The sequence below is a fragment of the Actinomyces succiniciruminis genome, assembly GCF_900002405.1.
Classification (GTDB): Bacteria; Actinomycetota; Actinomycetes; order Actinomycetales; family Actinomycetaceae; genus Actinomyces; species Actinomyces succiniciruminis.
Genome location: NZ_LK995530.1, coordinates 12,711 through 30,447 on the forward strand (window position 1 = coordinate 12,711; position 17,737 = coordinate 30,447).

General features: G+C 68.7%; 17 protein-coding genes. 5 read left to right on the top strand and 12 right to left on the bottom strand.

Annotated elements, in window-relative coordinates:
* Positions 1-43 precede the first annotated feature (43 nt).
* A complete protein-coding gene (locus tag BN1056_RS11210; RefSeq protein WP_210581270.1) occupies positions 44-703 on the bottom strand; it encodes a TetR/AcrR family transcriptional regulator in 660 nt (219 codons plus the stop codon).
* Positions 700-1,269, bottom strand: coding sequence for a hypothetical protein (locus BN1056_RS11215; RefSeq protein ID WP_210581271.1), 570 nt, complete (start codon positions 1,267-1,269; stop codon positions 700-702). Before BN1056_RS11215 ends, BN1056_RS11210 begins: the two co-directional genes overlap by 4 nt.
* 88 nt (positions 1,270-1,357) lie before the next feature.
* Here BN1056_RS11215 and BN1056_RS11220 point away from each other — a divergent pair, with 88 nt between their 5' ends.
* The 4 genes from BN1056_RS11220 to BN1056_RS11235 all read left to right on the top strand — a co-directional run bounded on the left by BN1056_RS11220 (position 1,358) and on the right by BN1056_RS11235 (position 5,193).
* Positions 1,358-1,552: a hypothetical protein gene (locus BN1056_RS11220; protein WP_187271258.1), complete on the top strand. Its 195-nt coding sequence runs from the start codon at positions 1,358-1,360 to the stop codon at positions 1,550-1,552.
* A gap of 414 nt (positions 1,553-1,966) precedes the next feature.
* Positions 1,967-3,097: an ABC transporter permease gene (locus BN1056_RS11225; protein ID WP_210581273.1), complete on the top strand. Its 1,131-nt coding sequence runs from the start codon at positions 1,967-1,969 to the stop codon at positions 3,095-3,097.
* Positions 3,094-3,819 (top strand): ABC transporter ATP-binding protein, encoded by a 726-nt coding sequence (locus BN1056_RS11230; protein ID WP_280516466.1) that lies wholly within the window; start codon positions 3,094-3,096, stop codon positions 3,817-3,819. The genes BN1056_RS11225 and BN1056_RS11230 overlap by 4 nt, the downstream gene beginning before the upstream one ends.
* A gap of 369 nt (positions 3,820-4,188) precedes the next feature.
* Complete coding sequence (locus BN1056_RS11235; protein WP_210581275.1) at positions 4,189-5,193, top strand: LacI family DNA-binding transcriptional regulator; 1,005 nt, start codon at positions 4,189-4,191, stop codon at positions 5,191-5,193.
* 129 nt (positions 5,194-5,322) lie between these two features.
* Here BN1056_RS11235 and BN1056_RS11240 read toward each other — a convergent pair whose 3' ends face one another.
* The 4 genes from BN1056_RS11240 to BN1056_RS11255 all read right to left on the bottom strand — a co-directional run bounded on the left by BN1056_RS11240 (position 5,323) and on the right by BN1056_RS11255 (position 10,604).
* Positions 5,323-7,332: a sucrose-specific PTS transporter subunit IIBC gene (locus tag BN1056_RS11240; RefSeq protein ID WP_210581329.1), complete on the bottom strand. Its 2,010-nt coding sequence runs from the start codon at positions 7,330-7,332 to the stop codon at positions 5,323-5,325.
* Between the two features lie 214 nt (positions 7,333-7,546).
* Complete coding sequence (locus BN1056_RS11245) at positions 7,547-9,076, bottom strand: glycoside hydrolase family 32 protein (protein ID WP_210581277.1); 1,530 nt, start codon at positions 9,074-9,076, stop codon at positions 7,547-7,549.
* 68 nt (positions 9,077-9,144) lie between these two features.
* Positions 9,145-9,381 carry a hypothetical protein gene (locus BN1056_RS11250; RefSeq protein WP_210581279.1) on the bottom strand — a complete coding sequence of 79 codons (237 nt, stop codon included), beginning with the start codon at positions 9,379-9,381 and terminating at the stop codon, positions 9,145-9,147.
* Positions 9,378-10,604, bottom strand: coding sequence for an inorganic phosphate transporter (locus tag BN1056_RS11255; RefSeq protein ID WP_210581281.1), 1,227 nt, complete (start codon positions 10,602-10,604; stop codon positions 9,378-9,380). The genes BN1056_RS11250 and BN1056_RS11255 overlap by 4 nt, the downstream gene beginning before the upstream one ends.
* A 305-nt stretch (positions 10,605-10,909) precedes the next feature.
* Between BN1056_RS11255 and BN1056_RS11260 the strand changes: the two genes are divergently transcribed.
* Positions 10,910-12,505, top strand: coding sequence for an Hsp70 family protein (locus BN1056_RS11260; RefSeq protein ID WP_210581283.1), 1,596 nt, complete (start codon positions 10,910-10,912; stop codon positions 12,503-12,505).
* A 70-nt stretch (positions 12,506-12,575) separates the two neighbouring features.
* Here the strand turns inward: BN1056_RS11260 and BN1056_RS11265 are convergent, their stop codons facing one another.
* The 6 genes from BN1056_RS11265 to gndA form a co-directional block, all read right to left on the bottom strand.
* Positions 12,576-13,541, bottom strand: a complete 966-nt coding sequence (locus BN1056_RS11265) for an aldo/keto reductase (protein ID WP_210581285.1) — start codon at positions 13,539-13,541, stop codon at positions 12,576-12,578.
* 23 nt (positions 13,542-13,564) lie between these two features.
* Positions 13,565-14,083 (bottom strand): MerR family transcriptional regulator, encoded by a 519-nt coding sequence (locus BN1056_RS11270; protein ID WP_210581331.1) that lies wholly within the window; start codon positions 14,081-14,083, stop codon positions 13,565-13,567.
* Between the two features lie 352 nt (positions 14,084-14,435).
* Positions 14,436-14,885: a DUF151 domain-containing protein gene (locus BN1056_RS11275; RefSeq protein WP_210581287.1), complete on the bottom strand. Its 450-nt coding sequence runs from the start codon at positions 14,883-14,885 to the stop codon at positions 14,436-14,438.
* Positions 14,886-14,986: 101 nt separating this feature from the next.
* On the bottom strand, positions 14,987-15,634 hold the full coding sequence (gene ftsR / locus BN1056_RS11280; protein ID WP_210581289.1) for a transcriptional regulator FtsR: 648 nt from the start codon (positions 15,632-15,634) through the stop codon (positions 14,987-14,989).
* Positions 15,635-15,726: 92 nt separating this feature from the next.
* Positions 15,727-16,173 carry an FHA domain-containing protein gene (locus tag BN1056_RS11285; protein WP_210581291.1) on the bottom strand — a complete coding sequence of 149 codons (447 nt, stop codon included), beginning with the start codon at positions 16,171-16,173 and terminating at the stop codon, positions 15,727-15,729.
* Positions 16,174-16,324: 151 nt separating this feature from the next.
* Positions 16,325-17,737: NADP-dependent phosphogluconate dehydrogenase (gndA, locus tag BN1056_RS11290; RefSeq protein ID WP_210581294.1), on the bottom strand; the 1,413-nt coding region annotated here is incomplete at its 5' end.

Consider the following 17,737-nt stretch of genomic DNA (forward strand, 5'->3'; position numbering starts at 1 on the left):
CGGCCGTGACTCCTGCGCCCAGCCGCGCGATTACGGGCCGCGGTCATGAATTGACGCCTTCGTCCGTGGAGACGCCGCGGTCGGCCGCACGGCCGCCAAGCCCGGGTGCGGTCATGCGCAGCACCAGATCGCGCAGTAGACCGGAGGCCGACTCGACGCCCGGGGCGTGTGGATCGGCCAGCCAGCGGCGCATGGTCCAAGTGACGCCCGCGGCGATCGCCTCACTACTTACCTGGAGGGGCAGGGGCCCCGCGGCGAGCGCGGCGGTGGCGGGGGAGGAGCTGCGCAGCCTCTCAGCGAGGTACTGAATGATCGCCGCTTCGGTGGCCGGACCTCCGGGACCGTTGAGTACGCGCAGGAAGAACTCGGCGTGGGGTTGCATGCGCGTGAGCAGTTGCCGGAAGGTCGCCGCCAGTTCCTCGGCGTCGGCCTGCCGTGCGGCGGCTGCCGGCGGAGCCGCGGCGAACACGTCCTCGAGCCGGGCCACGGCGGCCGCGGCGAAGGCCCCGGGCAGATCCGGGAAGTAGGCGTAGAAGGTGGGGCGGGTGAGTCCGGCGCGCTTGACGACGTCGGTGATCGTGATCTCTGCGGGGTCGCGTTCGTCGAGCAGCGCGGTCGCGGCGGTGACCAGTCGTTGCCGCGACTGTGGTGAGGAGGCGGTGGGCGAGTCGGTGCGCGACGCCGTTTGGAGGTTCGATGTCACACCCCCGAGTTTACACATGTAAAGTCGCGCGCGAAGTCAGCAACCGCACTCGTCAACACCTCCAGCATCTCAACCTCCTCCCGCCAATCGCCGGTCAGCAGTGCATGATCGCAAGTACCCAGCTGCAGCCGCCGCTTGCCGGTCCGCCTGGCGGCCGCGTCATCCCAGGCCCAGTCGCGACTTCCGGCAACCAGCAGCGCCGGCGCGCTGGAACGCGCGATATCACGGACACACCTGTCGTCGCGGAGCAACGGAGTAACCCAGACTGCCGGGATCGCATGGTCGGCCGCACAACCAGCAGCCAAGGTACCCAGCGACTTCGCCATGATCAGACGCCGACCTGCTCCAGCGGTACGGCAGACGAACTCCGCAGCGGCTTCGCTTACGGCGGCGCGACGCTCGGGTGCACTGAGATCAGCCAGCTCCCACTGCCCATGAAACACTTTCCACCCTTCGAGCGACAGCGCACGCATCGGCAGGTACAGCCCGGGAAGTTGCGCCGGGTAGTTCAGGCCCGGCAGGACCAACAGACACCGCTCGTCATCCACATTGGAGGCATTGCCCATCCATTCACATACTGTGGCCCTCGTCATAGGGAGAATGCTAGTTCGTCGAGCTTGCCACACCATCAGGAAGTCAACTAAAATTGACGTCATGAAGACCCTGATCGGCGCCGACGACGACGCACCACTGAAGGAGCTCGGACGCATCGTGCGCGCACGCAGAGAGCTCGACGCCGCCGAGGAAGTCGCCGTGCGCCGGGCGCGCAACGCCGGCCACAGCTGGACGGCCATCGGCGCCGCGCTGGGCATCAGCAAGCAGGCCGTCCATCGCCGCTACGGGAAGTAGCGCGCGAGACGCAGCCGAACCGGTGCCGGTTGGAACACACTCAGACGAAGCCCGGCCGCCCAGTCCGGACCGGTCAACACCCCCGCCGGCAACGCCGATAATGTACATTATGTCATTTCCGAGATGAGGCGTTGAGTCGCCGCCCCGAGGTCCGCTCGCCGCACCCCAAACCCACCCTCTCGAACTCAAAGGGCGCTCCTCCCCTCAGAGCCCCACGCGCAGCAGCGCGACCGCCGGCACTCAACCGTGCCCTGATTCCGATGCTGCTCGGATGCCGCTCACACGGAACACCCTGCCGCCGAGGGCAACCTGTAGCGCAGTTCGCGGATCATCAACCTGGTCCGGCCGAAGCGGGTATGGGCCGCGCGGCCCCGTCGACAACGAACCGCTCTGGAGTTCGAAGAAGGAGTCTCGGTGTTTCTTGCTCTGCGTGAGATTCAACATGAGCCCGGTCGTTTCGCGCTCGTCGTCGCGGTGATCACGCTGATCACCTACCTCACCTTCTTCCTCGCCTCCCTCGCCACGGGCCTGGCCGGCTCCTACCGGGCCATCGTGGACAGCTGGCGCTCGGCCAGCATCATGGTCACCGAGGCGTCCAACGAGAACATCTCGGCCTCACGAATGACCACCGACCAAGTGACCCGCGCCACATCAATTGCCGAGGACGCCGGCACGCATGCCTCGCCCCTCATCTCCGTTCCCGTCGTGGCGCAGCTGCCGTCAAAGGCGGACGGGGACAGCACTCAGGGCGACGCAGAGAACGAGTCCAAGGCGGACGTCTTCGCCTTCGGCATCGACTTGGACGGCCGACTCTCCCCCACCGTCGTCTCCGGCTCCGGAATCACGGACCCGACTAAAGAAATCCTGGCCGACGAGAGCCTGCGGGCGGACGGACTGGCCGTCGGCGACACGGTTCGGCTCCTGGGCTCGGACCATGAGTGGACCGTCACCGGACTGACTCGGGACACCACGTTCCAGGCCACCCCCGTACTCACCGTCGATGCTAACGCCCTGCGGGAGAAGGGACCGGCCAACCAGTCCCCCACGACCAGCGCCGTCGTGCTTGACGGCAACATCACGGAGGACTCGCAGGCGGTCGAGGCGGCCTCGGCCGCCGGGCTCACGCTTTTGACGACCGAGGAGCTGATCCAGACGTTGCCCGGGTACTCCGCCCAGGTACTGACATTCACCCTCATGATCGGCTCCCTCATTCTCGTGGGCGCACTGGTACTCGGGATCTTCCTCTACGTACTCACCCTCCAGAAGCGCCCGGTTCTGGGCATCCTCAGGGCGCGCGGGGTCCCCACCGGCTACCTCATCCGCTCCGGAGGCGCTCAGACCGCGGTCCTCGCCGCAACCGGCGTACTGATGGGGCTGCTGCTGACCCTGCTGACCTCAGCCATCCTTCCGGACGCCGTCCCGTTCCGTCTGTCTGCGGGACTCAACGCCATGATCGCTATCGCCTTCATCCTGGTATCGATCCTGGGAGGGTTGGCATCGGTGCGCGTTATCGCCCGCATTGATCCTGTGGAGGCAATCTCATGAAACACGACGCCCATCTGCATACAGACGCGCCTACTGCGGCGGCAATGGCGCTGTCCGGGGTATCGCGCGACTACCACCAGGGCAGCGAGATCGTGCACGCACTGAGAAGCACGGATCTGGAGATCCACGGCGGTGAGCTCGTCGGCATCCTGGGCCCCTCCGGTTCGGGCAAGTCGACTCTTCTGACCGTTATGGGCGGATTACGCACGCCCACCACGGGTACCGTCGAGATCGACGGGAGCCCGTTCTCCGCGCTGCCCGAGAAAAAACGCGCGCAACTGCGCCGGAAATGCCTGGGCTTTGTGCTCCAGGGCTCGGGCCTGGTCCCGTTCCTGACTCTGGCCGACCAGTTCGCGCTACATGACCGGGTGCTGCGGCGCGCCCCCGCCACGAAGCGTCGAGATGAGTTGCTCGCCATGCTGGGCATCGGGGAACGTGTTCGCGCCTACCCTTCCCAGATGTCCGGGGGTGAGAAGCAGCGCGCCGCCATCGCCGTCGCCGTGTACCACGATCCCAAGGTGATCCTGGCCGATGAGCCCACGGCCGCACTGGACTCACGCCGAGCCCACGACGTGGCCCAGTTGCTCGCGCAGCAGACACACGAACTGGGCAAGGCGACGGTGATGGTCACCCACGATGAACGGATCCTGCCGGTCTGCGACCGGGTCATGGTCATGCACGACGGCGTACTCAACGACCAGGGGCGTTACGAGCCGCCGTGACCCAGGCGGCCCAAGTGCTGCGAGGACCTCTATGCCCTGCCAAGAAGCCTGCGCGCAACGAGGCGTGCGCACGGCCCCCCACCCCGCGCCTGTCAGGTCATCGGCAGGAACTAGTCCCCGGGAATATGTGCAGGTCACGAGGGCGACAGCCGCCGGTGCGGCATATGCTTGCCCAGTACAGGAACCCACCACCCCATGACATGCTCTAGAATGTCATTACATAGATGCGGCCAAGACGGCCGCTAGGTGGCCGGTTGCACAACATCGGCCTGCCAAGGACTAGGCTTAGGCGGGATTTGTCGGACAGCCGCGCAAATCGGTCGGCCCGGTGATACAGATTCATGCAGTAGTCTCACGAAGGAGTCGCCGTTGGTCGTACGTCGCGAACCCACGCTGGCTGACGTCGCCGAAGTCGCCGGCGTCTCCCTAACGACCGTATCCCGGGTGCTCAACAACCGCGGATACCTCAGCCAGGCGACCAAGGATCGGGTCGCCAAGGCAATCGCCCAGCTCAACTACCGGCCCAACCAGGTCGCCCGTGCACTGCACGGCAAGTCAACCAACATCATCGGCGTGATCGTGCCGACGGTCGCCCTGCCCTTCTTCGGCGAAGTGACCGCGGAAATCGAGAACGCGCTGGCGAACCACCACTACCGCATGCTCGTGTGCAACTCGATGGGACGGGCCGACAGGGAACGCGAGTACCTGGACCTGTTGGTCTCCCACCGCGTCGACGGCATCATCTCCGGTGCTCACAATGGCAACCTCAAGGAATACCAGACGATCCGCATGCCCCTGGTGACGATCGACCGCGACCTCTCCCCCACAATCCCGAATGTTCGCTGCGCCAACGAGGCGGCCGCCTGCCAGGCCACTCGTTTGCTGCTTGATCGCGGGGCACGCCGCCCCGCACTACTCACCTCACGCACCGGTCCGCACAACCGCCGCGAGGCGGGCTACCGGAACGTCCTGGAGCAGGCAGGCATCGAACCGCTCATCTTCACCGTCGACTTCCACACCCCCGACGCCGAGCGGGCCCGTCTCATCGACGCCCACCTTGACGCCGCGGCCGACCAGATCGACGCCGTCTTCGCCACCGACGACCTGTCTGCGGCGGCGGTCCTGGACTGGGCCGAGCGCCACGGCCGGCGCGTACCGGAGGACTTCAAGGTGATCGGATTCGACGGGACCTCCGCAGTGCGGCGTGCTCTGCCCGGCCTGGCCACGGTCCGCCAACCCCTGACCGACATCGCGCACACCGCCGTCGAGGTGCTGCTGGCCCAGATTCGGGCACAGGCCAAAAATGAGGACGCCGCTCCGGTGGACTCCCCCATCGAGTTGCCCGGCGAGCTGCTTCCCGGCAAGACGACGTAGCCGTCGCCTTCTCCCGTCACTCCCCGCACGCCGCGGCATGCGGGGATGCGAAGGCCGGTGGCCGCCCCGGTTCCCCGGGACGGCCACCGGCCTTCATCTACAGGACGCGGTAGGTCCTACACGCGCGGTTCAGGCGCCCACCGGCTCGGTGGCGGGGGCGACGGCGTACAGGGCGCCGCCGCGGGCGACCGCGCCGGTGTGCTCGTCGGTGACGCCACCGAAGGCGGTCGCGTTGGACACCACGATCGGGGTGACGGTCTGGTAGCCGTCCGCGGTCACGCCGGCCCAGTCGACCTCGACCAGCGTCTGTCCGCGCAGGACCTTGTCGCCGGCGGATACCTTCGGGGTGAAGTGCTTGCCGTTCAGCTCGACGGTGTCCATGCCGACGTGGATCAGCAGCTCGACGCCGCTGGCCGAGCGGATGCCGTAGGCGTGGCCGGTCGGGAAGGCGACCAGCACCTCGCCATCAACCGGGGAGACGACGGGCCCGGAGGCCGGCACCACCGCCAGGCCCGGACCAAGCATCCCGGAGGCGAAGGTCTGGTCCTCCACCTCGGACAGCGGGACGGCCCGCCCCTGGATGGGCGAAGTGATGGTGAAGTCGGTGGCGGCCTCGGCGGGCAGTTCCACGGTGGCGGAGTGCGCCTTGGTGGCCTCGGCCTCGAGGGCGGCCTCGTCCACCTCGTCGTCGGCGGCGAAGGACGCCTGCCCCTTGGGGGTACGCCCGTAGACGAAGGCGGCCGCGAAGGCGATGATGAAGGTGACCGCCTCCAGGACCAGGTAGACCGGGATCTTCTCGGTGATGATCGAGACGAAGCCGACGAATCCGGCCGCGCCCAGCGCAGCGCCGCGAACGTTGAACAGGGCCACGCCGGCACCGCCGATCGCGGCGGCCCCCATGGCGATGAAGAACGGCCAGCGCAGACGCAGGTTCACACCGAAGATGGCCGGCTCGGTGATGCCGAAGACGGCCGAGACACCACCGGCACCGGCAAGACCCTTCATCTTGGCGTCGCGGGTGTTGAAGAAGACCGCCAGGGCCACGGCGCCCTGCGCGACGTTGGCCATGGAGGCGATCGGGAAGATGAAGTCGCCGACGCCTCCGTTGACGGGCAGCAGCGGGATCTCGACGGCCGGGAAGGACTGGTGCAGGCCGGTCACCACGATGGGCGAGTAGACCAGGCCGAACAGGAAACCACCGATGGGGCCGAGCGTGTTGTAGGTCCAGTCCAGGCCCTCGGTGATCCAGATGGACAGCTGGCGGGTGATCGGGCCTACGATCACGAAGGTGAGGAAGCCGGTCAACAGCATGGTGATCAGCGGCGTCAGCAGGAAGTCCGCGGTCCCGGACAGGCGCTTGTGCAACCACTTCTCGATAGTGGACAGGATCCAGGCGACGCACAGCACCGGGATCACCATCGCCTGGTAGCCGATCTTGTCGACCGTCAGGCCGAACAGGCTCCACGTGTCGGCGGTGCCCATGTAGTCCCAGAAGGCCTGGGCGGCCTCCTCATTGGCCATGTTGTAGGCGGACAGCAGCGAGGTGGAGACCATGGCCGCGCCCATGGCGGCGCCCAGGTAGACGTTGCCGCCGAAGCGCTTGGTGGCCGAGTAGCCGACCAGCACCGGCAGGAAGGCGAAGGCCGCCGAGGAGATCATGTTGATCAGGTCGGCGTAGTCGGCCAGCCAGCCGTAGCGCCCGACCAACGAGTCACCCTTGAAGAACAGGTCGTTCGCGGTGAGCACGTTGTTGATCGCCATCATCAGACCGCCGGCGATCAGGGCGGGCAGGATCGGGACGAAGATGTCCGCGATCATCTTGATGAAGCGGGAGAAGATGTTGCCGCTCTTGGCGGCCTCCTGCTTGGCCTCGTCCTTGGAGACCTCCTTGACCCCGCCGGTCTTGACCATCTCGTCGAACACGATGTCGACGTCGCCGGGACCGACGATGATCTGGAACATGCCGCCGGCGACGAAGGTGCCCTTGAGGTCGGGGTCCTTGTCCAGCGCCTTCTGATCCACCTTGTCCATGTCATTGAGGACAAGGCGCAGGCGGGTCGCGCAGTGCGCGGCCGCATTGATGTTATCCGCGCCACCGACGTACGTCAGGACGTCTTTCGCCACGCGGGCGTGATCCATAGCCACCCGGGCTTCCTTTCTGTGGGAACTGATCACTCTGCATTGAGCTCGACGGAAGGTTCCGGTACGCCGGGGGTCGGTCGCCGACCGGGCGTTTAGACCTGTGTCAAACGTTGGTCAGACTACCTTCGCCCCTGGAGTTCCGCAACCATTGGGGCCGGGCAATTCGCCGCGGTGACGCGCCCCGCCGCGGACGCGCGCCCCAAGCCTGCACTCAGTCGTATACGAAGACGCCCGCCTCCAGTTGCGCTCCTTCGTCGGCCAGCAGGCCGGCACCGGTGGCGAGCGGTGCGACGAAGCTGCGCAGGGTGAAGGCGATCTCGCCGTCACCGACGAACACCTCGGTAATGGACCGGTCGTGCAGCACCTCCAATCGCGGCGCCGTGCCCGCGGGCAGGGTGACGATGCGGGCGGCGCCGTGCTGCGTGTAGCGCGAGCGGGACCGATCCACGATCAGGTGCGTGGCGCCGTCGGCCGCACGGGCAAGCTCGATGGTGACGCAGCAGTCGGCGGTGCCGATGCGCAGCCCCCAGCGGTCCGCGTCGGGCGCGGCCTGAAGGCGCAACTGCCAGGAGCGGTGCCCCGCCAGTTCCCGGATGGGGGCGGCCGCCTGAAGGCCCTCCCCCACCAGGGTTAGCCCAGGCGCATCGTCACTCGGCGTCGTCACCGGCCGCTGTAGCAGGCGACCGCCGCGCAGGGTCAGCACGCGCGGCACCGTCAAGGCATGCACCCAGCCGCCGGTGTCGATCGAGGGCTGATCATCCTCGGAGGCGTTGCCCGCCCACCCGGTCAGCAGGACCGGGCCCGGCTCGCTGGGACGCCGGGCGAAGGCCTGCGGCGCATAGAACTCGAATCCGCGGTCCAGCTCGGTGAAGGTCCCGTCGCACTCACGCAGCTCGGTGCCCACCAGGCGGCCGACGGTGTAGACGCAGGGAAAGATGTTCTCGTAGCCCTCGGTGTCGGGGGCGACTCCCTGCGGGCACCAGATCAGCACGTCACGCACCTGCCCGGTCAGCTCGTCGGTCAGGCGCACCAGGCCGGGGCACTCCCACATGTAGCCGAAGTGATCGAAGGCGCCGCCGGCGTCGGGGAAGGTCAACTCACCCTCCAGCTCCCACTCACGCAGGTCGGTTGAGCGGTACAGCAGTGCGGCCCCGGTCAGGTCTTCGCGCTGGACACCCAGGAGCATGCGGAAGCTCCCGGGCTCATCGGGATCGCGCCACACCTGCGGGTCACGGTAGTGAGCGGTGTAGCCGGCGGGGTGGTCGGGCACCAGCGGATTGTCCGGCCACTTGGTGAAGCCGGCCAGGTCGGGGCTGGTGACCAGGCACTGGCTGGCGGTGCGCTCGTCGGTGACCGGATCCTTGAGATTGCCGGTGTAGAAGAACTGGTAGGGGGCGCCGGCAGGGGCCGCGGCGGTCTCCTCCGGCTCCAGCACGAGCGCGCCGCCGGAGTAGGCACCGGAGCGGTCGTAGAAGGAATCGGGGATGATGGCCGGATCGTGGTGGTTCCAGTGCAGCAGGTCCCTGGAGGAGGCGTGCCCCCAGTACACCAGCTTGCGGTGTGGGTGGAAGGGGCTGAACTGGTAGAAGGCGTGGTAGGTGCCGGAGTCCACCAGCAGGCCATTGGGGTCATTGAGCCGTCCGACGGGCGGGGCCAGATGCACCACGGGGTAGTCGGGGTCTGCGGCTGCGTGTGAGTGGGCTACTGCCTCCAGGGCGGCCGCCCTCAGATCCTCGGTCATGTGGCGACCCTAACAGCCGGACTCGCCGGGCGACGCCCGAACGCGCACACGACGTGTCGGCGGCTTAGTTAGTGGAAGTACGGGATGATGAGCCACAGCCCGAACAGGGCGATGCCAACCACGCAGGCGATGAAGAAGCCCGCGGCCACTTCGGCTGCGTGCAGCCCGTTCACCTCGCCGGACTGCCGCTTGACGCGCACCGCGGTGAGCATGCGCACGGCCGCGGAGGTGACCGCCAGGATGAAGGCCGCTCCGACCACGGTGACCAGAGTGACCAGGCCCAGCGAGGACCAGTCGATGCTCATACCAGCGCCCCCGTCCCCCGGTCACTGGGGGTGGAACCCACCAGCTCGGCCTTGACCTGCTCCAGGCTCCTCGGGGGCCGCCCCAGCGACGGATCGGTCTGCTTGGCGACGACCACCTTGTCGGCGTCGTTGACGTTGGAGAAGTCCACCTTGTTGTGGTTGGCCTGGCGGATGATGAGCAGAGCGCCGAGCAGCAGCAGCACAATCACGGCGATGGTGCCGATGACCCCGCCCTTGACGGCGATGAAGGAGGTGACGGCACCAACCACGGCGGCGCACGGCAGCGTAATGAGCCAGGCGGCGCCCATCTTGCCGAAGGTGCCCCAAGAGACCTTGGCGCCTCGGCCGATACCTGTGCCAAGGATCGATCCAGTGCAGATGTGCGTGGTGGACAGGGCGAAGCCGAGGTGGGAGGAGGCCAGGATGGCGACGGTGGACGTCGTCTCCGCGGCGAATCCCTGCGGCGGGTCGATGTGGACCAGACCCTTGCCCATGGTGCGCATGATGCGCCACCCGCCAGAGTAGGTGCCCAGGCCGATGGCGGCACCGGCTGCGAGCACGACCCACCAGTACGGTGCGGATCCCGCCTCCTGGTATCCGGCGGCGATGAGCACCAGGGTGATCACCCCCATGGTCTTCTGCCCGTCGGAGGTGCCATGGGCCAGGGCCACCATGGAGGCGGAAATGCGCTGGCCGTTGCGGAACATCTTGTCACCGAACTTGTCCGTGGGCCCGGTGATCCGGTAGCTGACCCAGGTGGCGACAGCCGACGCCGCCGCGGCCACAGCCGGGGCGATCAGGGCGGGCAGCATGATCTTGGAGATCACCGTGCCCCAGTGAACCCCCTGGAATCCGGCGGCGACGACGACGGCGCCGATCAGTCCGCCGAACAGGGCGTGTGAGGAGGAGGAGGGCAGGCCCAACAGCCAGGTGGCGAGGTTCCAAAGGATCGCACCGGCCAGGCCGGCGAACACCATTGCGGGAGCCGCCTGGATCAGGGCGTCGTCGAACATGCCGTGGGAGATCGTCCGGGCGACCTCGGTGGAGAGGGTGGCGCCGATGACATTCAGGACAGCGGCGATCAACACGGCGCGCCGCGGCGTGAAGGCGCCCGTGGCCACGGAGGTCGCCATGGCGTTGGACGAATCATGGAAGCCGTTGGTGAAGTCGAAGACGAGCGCCGTGACTACGACCACGACCACGATGAAAAGGGTTGTACTCATGCCATTCCCGGTCGGGTGGGCGGGAGCGCGGTCGCGTCGGAGGCTGTCCGGCACTTAACGCACCCGGGTCGCGTGAAGGCGACCTGCTGTCATTCTTACCCCGCCGGCGCGAGCCGCCGAAGCCCAGACGGAGGGAATTCACCAACTGTTCACTCGAGGTGTGGTGGCGGCGACGTCGTCACTCGGACCCAGTGGGCCGGGTCACCCCCGGGGCCGAGCCGAAGAGTGGCAAAGAGGCCCACGCCTCACCGCTGCGCCGCCGCGCCGCCGGGCACCGGACGGGCCCGAGCGATAGGGTCGCTTCCATGGCAGCCCGAAGCGGTAGCAGCAGTACGCGACAGACCCCCAAGCGTCGGCGCGCATCCTCCGCGCCCCTGGACCTCGGCATCGACCTGGGCACGACGCGCACCGTCGTGGCCCGTGCGGACCGAGGCAACTATCCCGTCGTCGGCTTCACCGACACCGACGGCGACGTGCACGAGTTCTTCCCCTCGCTGACGGCGCTCACCGACGACGGCCTGGTACACGGCTTTGCGGCCCGGGCGGCCGCCCGGAACGGCGCACCGCTGCTGCGCAGCCTCAAGCGCCTGCTCTCCTCCCCCGCGGTCACCGCCCAGACACCCGTGCGGCTCGGTGACGCGAGTTTCACGGTACTGGAGCTATTGACCAGCTTCCTGACGACAGTGCGTGCACAGCTGACCGACTCCGGCGCATTGGAGGGCGCGGACCCGGGGGCCGAGGACGCCAACATCGCGGTGGCGGTACCGGCGCACGCCTACGGAGCCCAGCGGCTGATCACCCTGGACGCCTTCCGGGCGGCCGGCTTCCACGTCACCGCGATGCTTAACGAGCCCAGTGCCGCCGGCTTCGAGTACACCCACCGCAAGTCCGCGACCGTGTCCTCGCGGCGCACTCGGGTGCTGGTGTACGACCTGGGCGGCGGCACCTTCGACACCTCGCTGGTGGACGTGCGCGGTCGGTCGCACGAGGTCCTGGCCTCACGCGGGGCCTCCGACCTCGGCGGCGACGACCTCGACCTGCTGCTCGCCCAGCTGGTGCTGGACCGGGCCGGGGTGCCCGAGGAGGAGCTGACCGGCAGGGAGCAGGATGACCTGCTCGACGAGTGCCGCGACGCCAAGGAGTCGATGGCGCCGCAGACCCGGCGCCTGCTGATCACCCTGCGTGGCAGGGACGTGGTGCTGCCGGCGGCGGACTTCTACGCCGCCGCGACGCCGCTGCTCCAACGCAGCCTGGACACCATGGCCCCGCTGATCGGCCGACTGGACGACGGCGGACCCGACCTGGCCGATATTGCCGGCATCTACCTGGTGGGCGGTGGCTCCGCCTTCCCGCTGGTGCCGCGGCTGCTGCGAGAGCGCTTCGGCCGGAGGGTGCACCGCTCCCCGTACCCGGGCGCCTCCACCGCGATCGGCCTGGCCATCGCCGCCGACCGCAATGCGGAGGTGGCGCTCACCGACCGGCTCTCCCGCGGCTTCGGCGTTTTCCGGGAGGCCGACGCCGGTGCGCGCACCGTATTCGACGCCCTGCTGACCGAGGAGTCGGTGCAGGAGCGGGCCGACGGCGAGTCCGGCACGATCATCACCCGCCGCTACCCCGCCGTGCACAACATCGGCCGCTACCGGTTCGTGGAGTGCGCCGGGGTGGATGCATCCGGTGAGCCGCGTGGCCGGCTAGCGCCTTACGAGGATGTGCTGTTTCCCTTCGACCGCTCCTTGCGCGATGCCGAGGACCTGGCGGCAGTCCCGGTGCGCCGGCTCGGCAACGGCCCGCAGGTGGAGGAGCGTTACGACATCGACGGCGCGGGGCTCATTCGCGTGACATTGACGGACCTGTCGGACGGCTACTCGCGCACCTACGTGCTGGGTCGCCGTACCGCCTGAAGCACCACGCCGCCCGGCGCGCACCTCGAGGCGCACGCCGGGCGGAGTCGGTTCCGTTGCCGGTCTCGTTTCAGACCTGGTCCGAGGCCCGGGTGAGCGCCGCGGTCTCGTCTGCGGCTAGCGCGAGTGTGAGGGCGTCGACGATGGGGCCGAGCTGTTCGAGTGTGCGCGCGGAGGCCAGCGGGGCCACCACACCGGGGCGGTCTCGCAACCAGGCCAGGGCGACCGCTGCGGGGGCGACGTCGTGCGCAGCAGCAACCTCGCGCAGCACATCCACGACGGCGAAGCACTCCGGGCGCAGATAATCCTCCACCCAACCGCCGCGCGGCGAGGCCACCTCCGCGCCGGCCTCGGCGGCGGGCCGGTATTTGCCGGTGAGGAATCCGGAGGCGAGGGCGAAGTAGGGCACCATGCCCAGCTGATGAGCGGCGGCCACCTCCCCGCGGTTGCCGGGGCCCTCGACGTCGCGCCGGTGCACCAGGTTGTAATGGGGTTGGAGCGCAACCGGGGCCGCGAAGTCATTGGCGGCGGCGATGGCGCACCACTCCTCAACGCGGTCGGGGGTGTAGTTGGACAGGGCCACGTAGCGGGTCTTGCCGGCGGCACGCGCCTCCTCGAAGGCGGCGACCGTTTCCTCCAGCGGGGTGTTCGGGTCGTCGAAGTGGGCGTAGTAGACGTCCACGTGGTCGGTGTGCAGCCGCTCCAGGGACTCGTCGAGGGCGGCGCGGATGTTGCCGGCGGCGAGGCCCTCGCGCCCGGGCTTGGTGGCTACCTTGGTGGCGATGATGACGTCGTCGCGGCGGCCGCGGTCCGCCAGCCAGGTACCGATCACGGCCTCGGACTCGCCGCCGACGTGGCCTTCGGCCCAGTGGGAGTAGCCGTCGGCCGTGTCGATGAAGTTTCCGCCGGCGTCCACGTAGGCGTCCAGAATGCGGTGGGAGGTGGGTTCGTCGGCCGTCCAACCGAAGACGTTCCCACCCAGACCGATGGGGCTGACGGAAAGATCGGAGTTCCCGAGTGTTCTGGTTGGCGCCATGTTGTACCTCTTCGAGTTTGTTATCAGACCGCCTGCTGCTTGGCCGCACGGCGCTTGGCAAGCTCGTCCTCGACGACCGGGGCGTCGGCGGCGTGCTCGACCGGGAGCTCGGCGAGCGATCCCTCGATCTCATGCCAGACGCGTCCGACCGCGATGCCGAAGACGCCCTGGCCGCCCTGGACCAGGTCCACGACCTCGTCGGCGCTGGTGCACTCGTAAACGGAGGCGCCGTCGCTCATCAGGGTGATCGAGGTCAGGTCCTCGACCCCGCGCGCGTGCAGGGCGTTGATGGCCACCCGGATCTGCTGGAGTGAGACGCCGGTGTCGAGCAGGCGCTTGACGATCTTGAGCAACAGGATGTCGCGGAACGCGTACAGCCTCTGGGAGCCGGAGCCCTTGGCTCCACGGATGGAGGGCTCGACCAGGCCCGTGCGGGCCCAGTAGTCCAGTTGCCGGTAGGTGATGCCGGCGGCGCGGCAGGCGACCGGTCCGCGATAGCCGGTGTTGACGTCCAGCTGCGGGAGCGGGTCACCGAAGAGCATCCCCTGCGTGTGCTGGGGTGCGGGTGCGTGAAGACTCGCTTCGTTGGCGCTCACTTGCCGGCTCCTGTCGAGATCGGGGCGTGCGCGGGGACGCACGCGCGGGCCGGTCCTCCCGGCCACTGCTCCACGATAGAACCCGTCGTGGGCGGACTCAATGTCAGGCACGCCGAACAAACGGCATTGAGTTGAGGTTGAGGTTCACTCTCGACTCCCCCGCTGTTCCGACGGCGCGAAATTGCGCGGATAACCCGCAACACCCGCAAGAGAAATGTGACGCGATGCACATCAACTTTCACATCTGTCACAAGAGCCACGCGTGTCGCAGGAAGCCGACCGGTCGGGACGGGCGGGGTCACGCATCTTCCGAGACGGCTCCGTCCAGCTCCCGCCGCCACCGCAGCATGCGCTGCCGCAATGCCTCCTCCCCCAGGTCGATGCCGCGCAACCGCAGCAGCGCGTCGGTGGCCAGCATCGGCAGGGACAGCACGTCGGCCAGAATCAGCGCGTCGCTGGGGACACAGGGCACCACCTTGGGCAGGCCGGGTGCCGCTGAGTCGAGCACCGCGGCGGCGCATAGGCCGCCGTCCGCGTCGACGTCGAGCTCGACCCGCAGTATGGCCGAGCCGAAAGCCTCCACGCAGGCAGTCAGAAACGGCACCCAACTGGGGGGCCGGTTGTGGCTGGGGGCGTTCAGCAGCAGTCCGTCCCGCGCCCCCACGGGGACGGTGATCATGCCCGGGCCCCCGTCCTCCATGAGGACGGCGACCAGGCCTGAGTCCGGGGCCGTGGAACGGACTCCCATCAGTGACATGGTCCGCACGCCCATAACCTACCGGCGGGTCGGCGGTGCTGTCCTGGGAACGGTGACGGAAGTATCTGGAGTAGCCGACTGGTATACGACGGTCAGCGCAGCGCCTCGACGGCGTGGTGCAGCAGGCTGGTGTGCAACTGCGCCAACACCCCGGCCAGTTCCGCGGCCGCGTCCTCCCCCGCCGTCGTAGAGCGGCTGCGCTTGTGCTGAGTGGCCAGTTCGATGGCGTCGGCCTCACGCTCGGCGGCGCTGCGCACCGTCCGCAGATTGCGCAGGGGCACGCCCAGCCGGCCCGCCCTGAGCGCGAGTGACACAGTGGTGAGGGCACGGGAGTCGAAGCGGCCGTGCGCGTCGGGCACGATGATGCCGATCGTCACAAGTTCCTCGATCTGCGCCAGCGACGCCCCCGAGTGGTGCACCAGGTCATCGGCGTCGAAGGCGCCGGCCACGGTACGGCCGTCCGAGGCCACCACCCGCGCCACCGGGGCCGGCGGCGGGGCGTCCATATCCCCGTCCAACTCCGTCAGACGCTCGCGAATGACCGACAGCGGCAGGTACTCATCGCGCTGCGCGGTCAGGGTATAGCGCAGCCGCTCCATGTCGGCTACCGAGTAGCGCCGATAGCCATTGCCGACCCGGTGCGGGGAGATGAGTCCCTCGGCCTCGAGATAACGCACCTTGGAGACGGATAGCGCGGGGAACTCGGCTTTGAGGCGGTCGACCACCTCACCGATCTTCATCGCCGGCTCGCGGGAGACCCCGCGCGGCCACGGTTCGGATCCCTCGGCGCGCGCCGAGTGGTCGACCGCCCCACGCCGGGCGGCGGCGCCGGTCACTGCGCGGCCCGCTGGGGCGCGGGGTGGTAGGTCATGCGGTACTTGCCGATCTGGACCTCATCGCCCGCACGCAGGGCCACCTGCTCCACGCGCTGGCGGTTTACGTAGGTGCCGTTGAGCGAGCCCTGATCGCGCACGGAGAAACCGCCATCGGGCAGCGCGGTGAAGACGGCGTGCTTCCGGGAAACCGTGACGTCGTCGAGGAAAATGTCTGCGCGCGGGTGCCGCCCGACGGTCGTCTCGGCGGAATCGAGCAGGAAGCGAGCGCCGGCGGTCGGTCCCTGCTGCACCAGGAGCAGCGCCGTGCCCGCGGGCAGCGCCGCGATGGCGGCCCGGTCCTGAGCGGAGATGCCCACCGAGGGGACGTCGGGCTCAACGGGGACACCAATCGCCCCGAAGGCCTGGGTCGAGGTGGGATCCGGTTCCATCGGCGTGCTCGACATCTGTTCCCCTCCGGTCGGGCGGTGCCGGTCGCACCGCTGTGGTCAAACCATACCGTTGCCGCGGTGGGCCGCCGCAATGCGTGGTCCGGAAAAGGTCCCGGCCGGGGCCGGATGCAGCTGATGGCGTTTCACCCGGCCCCGAGTCCAGGACTCAGTTCCACTTCTCCTCGGCGCGGCCCGGCTCGGCCCACAGCACGTGGTAGACGCCCTCGGGGTCGTCCACACGGTGATAGGTGTGAGAGCCGAAGAAGTCGCGCTGGCCCTGGATGAGAGCGGCGGGCAGGCGCTGGGCGCGCAGCTGGTCCACGTAGGCCAACGAGGCCGCGAAAGCCGGTGCGGGCACGCCCGCCAGGGCGGCGGCGGAGACCACCTGCCGCCAGGCCGGCAGGGCGGCGCGCAGCGCGTCCGCGAAGGTGGGGGCCGTCAGCAGGCTGGGCAGCTGCGGGTCGGCCTCGTAGGCGCGGGTGATGTCGTCCAGGAAGCGGGCGCGAATGATGCAGCCGCCGCGCCAGATGCGGGCCATGGTGCCCAGGTCCACATTCCAGTCGTGCTGTGCGGAGGCGGTGGCGATCTCGTCGAAGCCCTGGGCGTAGGCGGCGATCTTGGACCCGTACAGCGCCTGGCGCACGGCGTCGACGAAGGCATCGCGCTCGGGCCCGGCGGCCAGATGCGGCACGGTGGTGCCGGCGTTCAGGCCTGCGGCCCGCACGGCGGCCCGCTGCGCGGGAGCGGAGGAGGCCGCCCGCGCGAAGGTGGCCTCCGCGATGGCGGGCACGGCCACGCCCAGGTCCAGGGCCGTGCGGGTGGTCCAGGCGCCCGTCCCCTTCTGGCCGGCCGCGTCCACAATCACATCCACGAAGGGCGCGCCCGTGGCCGGGTCCACCCGGTCCAGGACTTCGGTGGTGATGTCGATCAGGTAGGAGTCCAGCTCGGAGTGCTTCCAGTCGCGGAAGACGTCGGCGATCTCGGGCACGCTCATTCCGGCCACGCCGCGCAGCAGATCGTATGCCTCGGCGATCAGCTGCATATCGGCGTACTCAATGCCGTTGTGCACCATCTTCACGAAGTGGCCGGCGCCGCCGGGGCCGACGTGCGTGCAGCAGGGCTCGCCGTCCACGTGGGCGGAGATGGACTCCAGCAGCGGCCCGAGGCGCTCGTAGGATGCGTCGGTACCGCCGGGCATGATCGAGGGGCCGAGCAGTGCCCCCTCCTCACCACCGGACACACCCATGCCGACGAAGTGGATGCCCTGCTCGCGCAGGGAGGCCTCGCGGCGCTCGGTGTCCTCATAGAAGGTGTTGCCGGCGTCGACGATGATGTCTCCCGGCTCCAGCAGCCCGCGCAACTGCTCGATGACCGCTTCGGTGGCGGAGCCGGCCTGCACCATGATTATCACGGCGCGCGGCCGCCGCAGCGAGGCGACGAAAGCGGCCGCATCGGCGGCCGGCACGAAGTCGCCCTCGCCCCCGTGCAGGTCCATAAGCCGCTCCGTGCGGGCCGGGGTGCGGTTGAACACCGCGACCGAGTGACCCATGCGGCTGGTTGGCGAGGCCAACAAGTACAT